The organism is Nocardia sp. Tas62D01 (assembly GCF_055232035.1).
Map to the genome: position 1 here is coordinate 9,100,579 of NZ_JBUYUZ010000001.1, position 10,795 is coordinate 9,111,373.

A 10,795-nucleotide genomic window follows, 5' to 3' on the forward strand; every position below is an offset into this window, starting at 1 on the left:
CGGTCAAGACCCGAATAATCGGGAGACACGCCCTAGTCGCTCTGAGCCTCTCGGAGGGTTTGCTGTAGCTCGCTGTTGATGCGCTGAGCCTCGGCGAGTTGGTCTTCGAGGATGACGATGCGGCACGCGGCTTCTAGTTGGTTGCCTTCGTCGACAAGTTGCCGGACCCGCGCGGCGATACGCAGCTGATAGCGGGAATAGCGGCGATGCCCACCCTCGGAGCGTTGCGGGGTCAGCAGTTCCGCGGCGTCGAGACCGCGCAAGAAAGCTTGAGTGACTCCAACGATTTCCGCTGCCCGGCCCATGCTGTAGGCGGGGTAGTCATCGTCATCGAGCCGATCGGCGGGGGAGCTGTCGGCGGGGTTCGCGTGCGGATCTTCCACTACACCTCTCGAGGATTTCATGCCTGCAGGCCCCGGCGCGTGTAGCGCCGGGGCCTGGGGTCGTTTCAAATGAGTTGTTTCAATTCCGACTGTCGGCCGGTAAGGCCGGTGTCGCACACCGCGTCCGTTGGTATTCACAGGGACGCGTAGTGCGTATGTGTTTGCTCGTGGACCACCTCCCGGTTCGTAGGATGCGCACCCCGCGCCAACTAGCGACGCGGTCCCGCTCGGAAGCTCGTCGTGACGCCTCCGGCGCTTTCTTGCGGTGTTCTTCGTCCCCTCCGGCGGTACAACCAAACATCAACTACTTCACTTCAACCCCCGCCGGAGGGGGACGGCCGAACCTAACATCTTCCGGGCAGTTCATCTCTGCCACGGCCACCGGACTTCTTGCTCTCTGAACAAGAGCGACCGTACAACAGTCCGCATCGGTTGTCTACATCCTCGACTACAGATTTTTTAGCTCCAGATCCATTGTTCACTCCGCCGAGCACGACCACAACGCTCGGCTGCCACAAGCGCCAACCAACACGACTTGAGATCACGCCTACCGGCATCCCAGCAACGGTCCGACTACTCGGAAGAGTCGGCGCCAGGCTCGATTCCGTTGGCCGATGTGGCGCGTGAACCCGGTGCGGCTCGCGCCATCGCAAGAGAAGGTCTACGCCTGGACTGAGCCCTGTTGACGCCCCTGCTTGCCCGCCGCCACACACCAGTGATATAAGAAATATGTACCCGCTGGCACAGGTTATCTGGCCATTTGATTCGAGATGAAAGGACAGTTGGAGGTGGCGACCATGTTGATGCGTGCCGATCCGTTCCGGGATCTGGACCGGTTCACACAGCAGGTGTTCGGCACAGCGGCACGTCCGGCGGCGATGCCGATGGACGCGTGGCGCGAGGGCGAGGGCGAGGAATTCGTGGTCGAGCTGGATCTACCCGGTGTCGACCCTGATTCGCTGGATCTGGATGTCGAACGCAACGTACTCACCGTGCGGGCACAGCGTCCGGAGTTGGACTCGGGCCGGGAAATGATCGCCGCGGAACGAGCACGGGGTGTGTTCAGTCGGCAGTTGTTCCTCGGCGAGTCCCTCGACACCGAGGCCATCAGCGCCGACTACACCGATGGTGTGCTGCGACTGCGTATCCCAATCGCCGAGAAGGCCAAGCCTCGCAAGATCGACATCGAACGTAGCAACCGACGCCAGGTCATCAACGCCTGACACGAACGAGCACACGAACAGGTAGGTGATGCTATCGCGACAGTGAATATCGTCCCGGCTGACGGGCATCGGCACTGACCCAGTAACCAGGCGCGCTTGGTTACACAGCACACGGCCTCTCGGGTCGGTGCTTGCGACTGCGTCGTCACGTCGACTTTCGAAAAACTCACGTCACTCTTCCTCCGCGAGCCCGGCCATCTCGGCCGGGCTCGCGTTGCGTCGACACCAGCATCCGGTCACACACGGCGGCAACCGACTGCCGCACCGTCCTCTGGTTACCGATCTCGCCCCGCACGCAGGTTGGGACCTCGATCCGTCCGAGGCTCTGCCGAACGGCCCATCACACTGGTGTGCACAGCCCGACTCCACGGATTGGGGGTGCCGTTAAGGATCGTGTCACCAGGTACATGAAGGTTCCGAAAAAGTAGTTGCCAGACGTTGGCGCGGTGTAGCTCTCGTGCGTGATGAGGGAGCTCGACCAGGATGAGTTGATCGACCGGTGGACGCTGGTCGGTGAGGAATCGGGGCTTGTCGCCACGAAACGTGGTGCGGCGAAGCTCGGGTTTGCCCTGACCGTTTGCCGCTGGTGACACGTTTCTTACCGGCTAATGCCACACCCCGGTGGGTTCAGCAGGACTGAAGATCCGTCACCGTCAATCCGCCCAGATCAGGAGCGCTCGTTTGCCGCTGGTGAGAGGCCAAAACGACCTTCATGTACCTGGTGACACGATCCTTAACGGAACCCCCAGTCCGGCGGCGGGCGTGTGTTCCCGCCGCCGCGAGATCTCCTCCCACTCGCAGAGATACAGTGGTAGGCGGAGTCGACACCCTCTCAGCCAACGACGACGACCGGCTCGCCCTCGCCGGCTTCGCCTATCTCCTCGGCGATGCGCATCGCCTCTTCGATCAGCGTCTCCACGATCTGCGCCTCCGGCACGGTCTTGATGACCTGACCCTTGACGAAGATCTGGCCCTTGCCATTGCCCGATGCGACGCCGAGGTCCGCCTCCCGCGCCTCGCCCGGCCCGTTCACCACGCAGCCCATCACGGCCACCCGCAGCGGGATCTCCATGCCCTCCAGCCCCGCGGACACCTCGTTGGCCAGGGTGTACACATCGACCTGGGCGCGGCCGCAGGACGGACAGGAAACGATCTCGAGCTTGCGCGGCCGCAGGTTCAGCGACTGCAGGATCTGCCCGCCGACCTTGACCTCCTCGGCGGGCGGCGCGGACAGCGACACCCGGATCGTGTCGCCGATACCCTCGGACAGCAGCGCACCGAACGCGACGGCGGATTTGATCGTGCCCTGGAACGCCGGACCGGCCTCGGTCACCCCGAGGTGCAGCGGGTAGTCGGACTGGCCCGCCAGCTGCCGGTATGCCTCGACCATGACCACCGGGTCGTTGTGCTTGACCGAGATCTTGATATCGCCGAAGCCGTGCTCCTCGAACAGGCTCGCCTCCCACAGCGCCGACTCGACCAGCGCCTCCGGGGTCGCCTTGCCGTACTTCTCCAACATCCGCTTATCCAGCGAACCGGCGTTCACGCCGATGCGAATCGGGATGCCAGCCGCGCCAGCGGCCTTGGCGACTTCGGCGACCCGGCCGTCGAATTCCTTGATATTGCCGGGGTTCACGCGCACCGCGGCGCAGCCCGCGTCGATGGCGGCGAAGATATAGCGCGGCTGAAAATGGATATCCGCGATAACCGGGATCTGGCTCTTGCGCGCGATGCTCGCCAGTGCGTCGGCGTCCTCCTGGCGCGGGCAGGCGACGCGCACGATATCGCAGCCCGACGCCGTCAGCTCGGCGATCTGCTGCAGAGTGGCGTTGACGTCGCGGGTCTTGGTTGTGGTCATCGACTGAACCGCGATCGGGTGGTCGCTGCCGACGCCGACATCGCCGATCATCAGCTGGCGGGTCTTGCGGCGGGGGGCCAGAACGGCGGCCGGCGCGGACCTGTCCCCGATCGTCGGGATACCGAGCAGGGTGCTCTCATTCATGGCGGCCGCCGGTACTTTCAGAGACGGCCGGGCCTGATCGGCGGCCTGCCCGCACACCTCGCGGAAGAGAGAATACGACGGTTTCGGAGGTGGTGGTCACTGTCTGCACATCATGGAAACCGTGTTGCGCCAACAGCTCCAGCACACCGCGAACCAGTATCTCGGGCACGGACGCGCCGGAGGTCACCCCGACGGTCTGAACATTGTCCAACCATCCTGGATCCACTTCCCGCGCGTAATCGACGAGGTGGGCGGTTGGGGCTCCGGCGTCCAGAGCGACCTCGACCAGGCGCACCGAGTTCGACGAGTTCCGGGAACCGACGACGATCACGAGATCACATCCGGCTGCCATGGCCTTGACCGCTTGCTGCCGGTTCTGAGTCGCATAACAAATGTCGTCACTCGGCGGATCCTGCAGCGCCGGGAACCGCTGACGCAGCCGCTGCACCGTCTGCATGGTCTCGTCGACGCTCAGCGTCGTCTGCGACAACCACACGACCTTCGACTCGTCGCGCACCCTGATCGCGTCGACCGCGTCGGGGCCGTCCACGAGCTGCACCCGATCCGGTGCCTCACCTGCGGTTCCTTCGACCTCTTCGTGGCCGGCGTGGCCGATCAGCAGAATGTCGTAATCGTCCGCGGCGAAGCGCCGCACCTCCCGGTGCACTTTGGTGACCAACGGGCACGTCGCGTCGATTGATCGCAGCCCTCGCTCGCCGGCGGCCGCACGCACTGCCGGTGAAACGCCGTGCGCGGAGAACACGACGAGCCCACCCTCGGGCACAGCGTCGGTGTCGTCGACGAAGATCACACCGCGCTCGCGCAGCGTCTCCACGACGTGGCGGTTGTGGACGATCTCCCTGCGGACGTACACGGGCGCGCCATTTTGGGCCAGTGCCCGTTCCACCGTTTCCACGGCCCGATCGACGCCTGCACAGTATCCGCGTGGGTCGGCGAGCAACACCCGCTTGCCCTCGGGTGCACTGTCCTGGGCCTGCGGCTGCACGCTGCTCGACGGATGTGTCACGATGGCTTTTCCTTCCGCTTCTACGGTGTCGACTCCGCGACCATCCGACCCGGTCGACCAGTGACCGATGCGCTGTGCGATGCCGGTGGGGTCCAAACCCAGGTCGTGAAGCAGCTCTTCGCGAGATCCGTGCTCCAGGAACCGCATCGGCACGCCGATTCCGTGCACCGTGACGCCGACATTCGCCTCGGCGACGCGGCGAGCAACGGACGCGCCGATGCCGCCGTTTTCGATGCCATCCTCGACGACGACCACCATTCGGCTCTCACCGGCGAGCTTGATCAGGGCGTCAGGGACCGGCAGTACCCATCGCGGATCGACCACAATGACAGCGATGCCTTGGCGCGCCAGGATCGCGGCAGCCTCGACGGCGGCGGCCGCGAGGGCTCCCACCGCAACGACGAGAACCTCAGCGGCGCAACCGGAGTCGGGAACGAACAGCACATCAACTCCGTCGAACCGATCGACCGCCGGTAGCTCGGCGACGGCTGGGCCCTTCGGGAAGCGCAGCGCGGTCGGTCCGTCGTTGGTGGCCAGCGCTTCGGCGAGTTGTTCGCGCAGTGATGCGGCGTCGCGGGGCGCGGCCACTCGTATGCCGGGCACTATCGCGAGCAGGGCCAGGTCCCACACGCCGTGATGACTCGGACCGTCGGGGCCGGTCACCCCGGCGCGGTCGAGTATCAGGGTGACGGGCAGGCGCAACAGGGCCACATCCATCAGCACCTGATCGAAGGCTCGATTCAGAAATGTGGCGTAGATCGCGACCACCGGGTGCACGCTGCCCAGCGCCAATCCGGCGGCCGAGGTGACGGCATGTTGCTCGGCGATGCCGACATCGAACATCCGGTCCGGGAAGCGTTGCCCGAATGCGGCCAGACCGGTCGGGCCCGGCATCGCGGCGGTGATGGCGACGATGTCCTCGCGTTGCTCACCATGGCGGACCATCTCGGCGGCGAACAAGGATGTCCAGGTCTGCCCAGACGATGGCGAGACCACCGCTTGACCGGTCAGGGGATCGAACGGTGCCGGGGCGTGCATCAGATCATCGGCGTGGTTCTCGGCGGGGGCATATCCCCTGCCTTTGCTGGTGACGGTGTGGACGATCACCGGCCCGCCGAATTGCTTGGCGCGCCGGAATGCTGATTCGAGCGCCCCAATATCGTGACCGTCGATCGGGCCCAGGTATTCGATGCCGAGGTCGCTGAACAGGATCTGTGGGTTCACTGCATCGCGGACACCGGTTTTGATGGCGTGCAACAGCGAATAGGCCGGTCCGCCGACGGCGGGGATTTGCTCGATCTGCTTTACCGCGTCGGCGAATCGCTGGTAGGCGGGCTGGACACGCAATCTCGTCAACCGGTCAGCCAGTCCGCCGACGGTCGGTGCATACGAGCGACCGTTGTCGTTCACGACCACCACCATGGAGCGGTCCCTGGTGGCGGCGATGTTGTTCAGTGCCTCCCAGCACATTCCCCCGGTCAGAGCGCCGTCTCCGACCACAGCGACCACGCACCGCTGCGACTGCCCGGTCAGCGCGAACGCCTTGGCCAGACCATCGGCATAGGACAGAGCCGCCGAGGCGTGTGAGGACTCGGTCCAGTCGTGGATGCTCTCGCTTCGGCAGGGGTAGCCGGACAGACCACCGCGGGTGCGCAACCGGTCGAAAAGCTCGCTCCGGCCGGTCAGGATCTTGTGCACGTAGGCCTGGTGCCCGGTGTCGAAGATCAACGGATCGGCCGGCGAGTCGAAGATCCGGTGCAGTGCGATGGTCAGCTCGACGACACCGAGATTCGGTCCGAGGTGCCCACCGTTGACCGCCACCTTCCGCACCAGGAACTCGCGGAGCTGGCTGGCCAGTGCTTCGAGCTGAGCGCGGTGCAGTCCCTTCAGGTCACCAGGGTCCCCGATCCGCGCCAGCAGTAGAGCCTCGGCCGCAACGGTTATGTCCGAATCCTGCAACGGTTCAACCCCCTTCGCAGTGCCGCCGCCACAGCCAGGCGATATCGGGCTGTGGCGGTGGGGATTCGTCGGTGGCATCCCACACGATCGGGGTCGGGGAGATCACCAGCTTCGGGGCCACACGTGATGTTGCGGGGTCGGCGCCGTGCTCCAGATAGCGGGCTGTGGTGGCCGCCCAGTGGACGCCTGCGGATATCCAACCGGGCAGGTCGACAGCGAGCCGCGCGACGCTGGGGCGGGAATCGGTGCGCAACTGCTGGTGCAGCCGCCACGCCAGAGCAACGATCCGTTCATAGAGTTGCCACGCCTCGAGCACAGCGGCCGCAGTGTCGAGGCCGTGTGCGTGGGCCAAGACGGAGAGCAGATTCAGCTTGGCTGTTCCGCTGCTCCGCTCTTTGGCGGCGCTGAACACGTCGTTCAACACCACGCACGCCATCATCACCGCCTCGACGAACGCCCTTACCGGCGGGTCGTCGAGCACGTGGGGCGCCAGCGGGTGGCCCATCGTCGCAGCGGTGAACGGAATCAGTGTGCCGACACCGGTTTTCGCTCGCCGCATCCGCAGGTATGTCCCGGGATCCGGTGGCGTCGGCTGTCCTTGCAGCGCGGTGTACCACGACTGGCCGTTCAACCAGACCGCGGTCTCGTACCGGAAGACCGAGATCTCGTCGTCGCACATCGTGGTCTCGATCTGGGCGCGTAGCTCCCGCAGGCTGGTCGTCCACCGATCTCCCGGCGGTAGAGGCGCGTCAGCTGCGGCGTACATGACATGGTTCAACGCCCCGGCGTGAGCGACCATCCGCAGGTCGGGATAGGTGTCCCAATGGTCGTCCAGCAACGACCCCAGATAGAACCATCGCGTCGCTGCCAGGATCGTGGAGTCGGGGGCATGCGGCAGCGCCGACGCGATCGCTGCGGCACAGCCCATCCTCGTCGCGGTACTGTCCGGCTCGCACAGACCCTTTTCTTCACACCACCTGACCGCCTCCTTGTCGATGGCCGCTACATCACACGCATGCGCAGGCAACGGGAACGGGCAATACACCGAGATCTCGGCCGGTATCGGCGGGAGCACGGCCTCAGCCGGATCCACCCCAGCGAGATGTGCTGTGGTCATGGGGTTCCTCCAGGGCGACTGGGTGGTGTCAGCTGTTGCGGTCGACAACGAGGGCGGCCAGCGCGGTGAGCAGCTCGGCCCCGTGCGTGGTGGGGTGGGCTCGGGCCAGCTGCTCGAGCGCAGCGTCGATCTGCTGGCGGGCGTAGTCGCGCACCCACTGCCGGGCACCTGTCGCCTCGATCAATTCGGTAGCCTGGCCGACCTCGGTGTCGGTGAGCGGTCCCTCGCCGTCATAGATAGCGGCCAGCGCGGCGGCCGCTGGAGTGTGGGTGTGTAGCGCCCACACCACCAGCAAGGTGCGTTTGCGACGGCGCAAATCTTCGCCGACGGGCTTGCCTGTGGCTTTCGGATCGCCAAAGACGCCGAGGTCGTCGTCCATCGCTTGGAACCCCATGCCGAGGTGGTGGCCGTAGCGTCGGAGCGCGGCGATGCGCTCAGGGGTCGCCGAGCCGTAGCGGGCGCCCAATGCACAAGCGCATTCGATCAGGGCGGCGGTTTTGCCCGCCATCATGTCCAGACATTCCTTCACAGACACGTCCTGACGCGTCTCGAACGAAATGTCGGCCCGCTCGCCCTCGATCAGGCGATGACCGGCCGCGGTCAGCGCGGCTATCGCGTCCACAGTGTGCTGCGGCGACCCGCGCAGTAGCGCCTGGAAGGACGCGAAGAACAGTGCGTTACCCGCGAGGACCGCGGTAGGAGTGGAGTAGGCCGCCCAGACTGTTTCCCGGTGCCGTCGCATGGGATCGGCGTCGAAGAAGTCGTCGTGGAGTAGTGATGCCTCGTGCATCTCCTGGACCGCGACCGCCGCGGGCAGCGCCGCCGACGCGTGGCCGCCGACCGCTTCAGCGCAGGCCAGCGCCAGTGCCGGGCGCAGCCCCTTGCCCCACGAACCGTCTCCGTCGAGGGGCTGGCCGTCTAGATCCATCCACCCGAAGTGATACTTCACGACCCGCCCGATGCCAGGCGGCAGTGCGTCGACGGCTGCGCGCAACTCGGGCGTGACTACCGCCCGTGTCCGGCACAGGAGGTCGTCGACCTCCGATTCCCTGCGCGCTGCGGACGGCGCAACCGCATTCGCCGTGCGGGCCTTCGGATCTCCGGCCACTTGCGCGGGGTCCTGTCCGGTCGTGCCGCGTGGCTGGGCTGTTGGTGTGGCGTGGCGCCGGTTTTCGGTGGTGGTCATGAGATGTCCCTCGTGGCAGATGGCGAAAGTGGTTGCATGGCAGAGAAATTCCTGTCATGCCGGGTTTGCCAGTCCACGTGTGGATGGGGCGGGGACGTTGTGGTGGCGAGGAGATCGTGGCGGCCGTATCGGGTATCGCCGTGGTGCTCGGTCATCATCCGCTGCGCGGAGCTGACCCAGCGACGTCGCCCACAGCTCTCAGCGAGACGCGTCGCGCCCGGCAACACCCGCCGCAGCATTTCCAGGCAGCTGATCGCCGTCGCCGCGCCACCCACGGCGTGCTGGAGCACTCGGCGGTCTGGCAGACCGAGGAAGTCGGCGTCCTCCGTGCCAAGGATCCGGCGAGCGTAGGCACACAGGACACCAGTGGCCGCGACTCGTGCGGCACGGCGGCCGAGGTCATTGCCCGCGCCGACGGTCATCGGCCCGATCGCCCGCACCAACGCCCGCGACAGCTGGCGGCTGTCCGCATCCGGGTGCCCGAACTCGTAGCTACCCTGGAGAACGAGCAGCCTCCAACTGGCGCTCTCGTCAGTCGGCAAAATGGCAACATCCACGCCCATCAGCCAGCCGACATAGCGAAACAGATGAAAGACTGCGCGTTTCTCCCGGCGGGTGAAACGCACGCCCAAGGCCTCTGAGCCCGACAGAATTGCGGTCGCGAACAGCAGGGCCGTCCCTGCGAGAACCGGTGGAGAGTAGCTATTCGGAGCCTGCGGAATTCTCGGGGTTGCCGCGTACGAAACCGATGTGCTGTCGGGGTTCGTGCTGGCGCGGCCTCGGGCGGGCCGGTCGGGGTTCGGGCGAGCGGTCCCTGTTCCTTGGTGCGGCGTTAGAGTGTGGGCGACGGGCGGTATCGGCGTGGGAGGTCACGAGCGGTGGTGATCAGCGTGTATCTGCCGCTGGTGATGTCGGTGGTGCTGGCGGTCGGCAGTGCGCCGCTGGCCGGTCGGCTGGCTCCGGCCGCGGCGGCCCGCACGCTGACCGTGGTGGCGGTGGCCTCGGCGCTCGCGTCCACGTGGGGGCTGGTTCTGCTGGCGGGCACTCTGATCCGGCAGGCCCCGCCGGTGACCGAACGCGCTCGGCTGACCGGATTCCCGATCCCCGAACCGGTGCCCGGCCTGATCGCCGCCGCGGCCGGGCTCGCGCTGCTGGTGGCCGGTGCGCGGCTGGCGCGGACGCTGGCGGATCATCGCCGCACCCGGCGCCGGTTGCGGGCCCTGTGCGCGGGCGCGCGTACCGGGGAGCTGGTGGTGGTGCCCGGTGCCGATCCGCACGCGGTCGCGGTTCCGGGCCGTGTGGGCCGGATCCTGGTCTCCGTCGGCATGCTCACAGCCCTGGATCGGGACGAGCGGCGGGTGCTGCTGGCCCACGAACGCGCGCACCTGGCCCACCGCCACGACATCCTGTGTGCCCTCGCCGATGCCGCCGCGGCGCTGAACCCGCTGCTGTGCCCGGCGCGGGATGCCGTCGCGTTCCTGGTCGAGCGCTGGGCCGACGAACACGCCGCCCACGCAGTGGACAGCAGACCGCTTGCAGCCCGGTCGCTGGCCAAGGCTGCCCTGGCCGGTGCACGCCCGGCCGCCGGGCTGGGTTTCGGTGACCACGCCGTGCTGCGGCGGGTGCGGGCCCTGGATGCCGCCGCGCTGCCGACCCGCTGGTCCCTGCTGGTGGGGGTGTCGCTGGTGGGGGTGATCGCCGTGCTCGCCGCCGCCGACGCCACCGGCGCTTTCTTCCGCTTCGTCACCGGCCAGCTCGGCCTGTGACAGCCACTGCACCACACCTTGGGCAGCCTCGACATCTCACCCGTGACCGGAACGCTGCGCTGCGAGTCGCGTGACTCGGGCACCCGTGCTCGCGGGAATATCGGGGGCAGATGAGGGGATGGCCCCCGATAC

General features: G+C 66.7%; 8 protein-coding genes. 2 read left to right on the forward strand and 6 right to left on the reverse strand.

Annotated elements, in window-relative coordinates; translation table 11 throughout:
- Positions 1–32: 32 nt before the first annotated feature.
- On the reverse strand, positions 33–404 hold the full coding sequence (locus ACV7NQ_RS44320; protein WP_463364954.1) for a MerR family transcriptional regulator: 372 nt from the start codon (positions 402–404) through the stop codon (positions 33–35).
- Between the two features lie 761 nt (positions 405–1,165).
- Here ACV7NQ_RS44320 and ACV7NQ_RS44325 point away from each other — a divergent pair.
- The gene (locus ACV7NQ_RS44325; RefSeq protein ID WP_463366043.1) at positions 1,166–1,606 is read left to right on the forward strand and encodes an Hsp20/alpha crystallin family protein; all 441 of its coding nucleotides are present in this window, start codon (positions 1,166–1,168) and stop codon (positions 1,604–1,606) included.
- Positions 1,607–2,438: 832 nt separating this feature from the next.
- Here ACV7NQ_RS44325 and ispG read toward each other — a convergent pair.
- From ispG to ACV7NQ_RS44350, 5 genes are read right to left on the reverse strand one after another with little or no spacing between them, the layout of a single operon-like run.
- On the reverse strand, positions 2,439–3,608 hold the full coding sequence (ispG, locus tag ACV7NQ_RS44330) for a flavodoxin-dependent (E)-4-hydroxy-3-methylbut-2-enyl-diphosphate synthase (RefSeq protein WP_463364955.1): 1,170 nt from the start codon (positions 3,606–3,608) through the stop codon (positions 2,439–2,441).
- A complete protein-coding gene (dxs, locus tag ACV7NQ_RS44335; RefSeq protein WP_463366044.1) occupies positions 3,601–6,555 on the reverse strand; it encodes a 1-deoxy-D-xylulose-5-phosphate synthase in 2,955 nt (984 codons plus the stop codon). Before dxs ends, ispG begins: the two co-directional genes overlap by 8 nt.
- Before the next feature lie 43 nt (positions 6,556–6,598).
- Complete coding sequence (locus tag ACV7NQ_RS44340; RefSeq protein ID WP_463364956.1) at positions 6,599–7,711, reverse strand: terpene synthase family protein; 1,113 nt, start codon at positions 7,709–7,711, stop codon at positions 6,599–6,601.
- Positions 7,712–7,739: 28 nt separating this feature from the next.
- Positions 7,740–8,897 carry a polyprenyl synthetase family protein gene (locus ACV7NQ_RS44345; RefSeq protein WP_463364957.1) on the reverse strand — a complete coding sequence of 386 codons (1,158 nt, stop codon included), beginning with the start codon at positions 8,895–8,897 and terminating at the stop codon, positions 7,740–7,742.
- A complete protein-coding gene (locus tag ACV7NQ_RS44350; RefSeq protein ID WP_463366045.1) occupies positions 8,894–9,754 on the reverse strand; it encodes an oxygenase MpaB family protein in 861 nt (286 codons plus the stop codon). Before ACV7NQ_RS44350 ends, ACV7NQ_RS44345 begins: the two co-directional genes overlap by 4 nt.
- A gap of 21 nt (positions 9,755–9,775) precedes the next feature.
- On the opposite strand from ACV7NQ_RS44350, the gene ACV7NQ_RS44355 reads away from it, so the two are divergent.
- Positions 9,776–10,663 (forward strand): M56 family metallopeptidase, encoded by an 888-nt coding sequence (locus ACV7NQ_RS44355; protein ID WP_463364958.1) that lies wholly within the window; start codon positions 9,776–9,778, stop codon positions 10,661–10,663.
- Positions 10,664–10,795: the final 132 nt, after the last annotated feature.

What these genes read in the sequence shown, in the direction of transcription:
- ACV7NQ_RS44320 (WP_463364954.1), bottom strand. Translation starts at nt 404, where the DNA reads ATGAAATCCTCGAGAGGTGTAGTGGAAGATCCGCACGCGAACCCCGCC.
- ispG (WP_463364955.1), bottom strand. Translation starts at nt 3,608, where the DNA reads ATGAATGAGAGCACCCTGCTCGGTATCCCGACGATCGGGGACAGGTCC.
- ACV7NQ_RS44340 (WP_463364956.1), bottom strand. Translation starts at nt 7,711, where the DNA reads ATGACCACAGCACATCTCGCTGGGGTGGATCCGGCTGAGGCCGTGCTC.
- ACV7NQ_RS44345 (WP_463364957.1), bottom strand. Translation starts at nt 8,897, where the DNA reads ATGACCACCACCGAAAACCGGCGCCACGCCACACCAACAGCCCAGCCA.